This is a genomic window from Clostridium sp. Marseille-QA1073, from assembly GCF_054863625.1.
Window position 1 is genome coordinate 1 of record NZ_JBSVQM010000069.1, and the last position, 1,297, is coordinate 1,297.

Genomic DNA, 1,297 nt, shown 5'->3' on the forward strand with positions numbered 1-1,297 from the left:
TAAAAGTGACTGCGTCATTTCAAAAATAAATCTATTGAAAACTTCTCTTATAAAAGATAAGTATCAATAGTTCTCCATCGTCAATTGTCAATTATCAATTGTATAAATTATATTCATGCTGAAAGTTCTATTTATTTGTAGGTTTTTGCATATAATTTATATTATGAGAATAATTATTATTTTAATTAAATCGTATTTTAAAATCACAACTATAGCAGTATAATTTAAATAGTAGTAAAGGCGTAGTTAGATATACTGTTACAAAATATACAAAGTTAGGAGAGATTGTATGAATTTAAATAGAAATGATTTATGCTGGTGCGGCAGCGGATTAAAATATAAAAAATGTCATATTGAATTTGATAATAAATTAGATGCTCTAAAATCACAGGGATTTCAAACTCCACCAAGAAGTATTATTAAAACTAAAGAACAAATTGAAGGTATAAAAAAAAGTGCCAAAATTAATAATGCTGTATTGGACTTAGTTGGTAAAAATATAAAAGAAGGTATGAGTACTGAGGAAATTGATAAATTAGTTCATGACTATACCGTATCTCAAGGAGCAATTCCAGCAACTCTAAATTTTGAAGGATATCCTAAAAGTTTATGTACCTCAATAAATGATGAAGTATGTCATGGTATTCCTAGTGAACATATAACTCTTAAAAATGGAGATATAATAAATATAGATGTGTCTACAATACTAGATGGATATTATTCAGATGCTTCAAGGATGTTCATCATTGGCGAAGCAAGTGAGGAAGCAAAAAAACTAGTGGAAGTTTCAAAGGAATGCCTATATAAAGGTATAGAAGCAGTAAAACCTTGGGGATTTTTAGGTGATATAGGTGCAGCAGTTCAAGAACATGCAGAAAAGCATGGTTACTCTGTAGTAAAAGATTTTGGTGGTCATGGTATTGGACTTGAATTTCATGAGGAACCTTTTGTAGCTCATTATGGCAAAAAAGGTCAAGGCATGATTTTAGTACCCGGTATGGTATTTACCATAGAGCCTATGATAAATGCTGGTTCTTATGAAATAGTAATAGATTCTGATGATGATTGGACAGTATTCACAGAAGATGGATCACTTTCTTCACAATGGGAACACACAATATTAGTAACAGAATATGGAATAGAGATACTTAGTAAATAAAGTTTATTAAATTTATCTTCATATGATAATAAGTAAAAAATCTACACACTAATATGAAAATGTATTAGTGTTTGTAGATTTTTATTATTTTAAAATATATGATTTAAACCTTATATTTAATATTTAAAATAACTAAAT

Annotated in this window: 1 protein-coding gene; it reads left to right on the forward strand. The window is 28.1% G+C overall.

What is annotated here, in order from left to right:
• The first annotated feature begins 289 nt into the window (after window positions 1-289).
• On the forward strand, window positions 290-1,159 hold the full coding sequence (locus ACY1IQ_RS21110) for a methionyl aminopeptidase (protein WP_461615545.1): 870 nt from the start codon (window positions 290-292) through the stop codon (window positions 1,157-1,159).
• Window positions 1,160-1,297: the final 138 nt, after the last annotated feature.

Bases quoted from the DNA above. Each gene is read 5' to 3' on its own strand.
- ACY1IQ_RS21110 (WP_461615545.1), top strand. From the start codon at position 290: ATGAATTTAAATAGAAATGATTTATGCTGGTGCGGCAGCGGATTAAAA.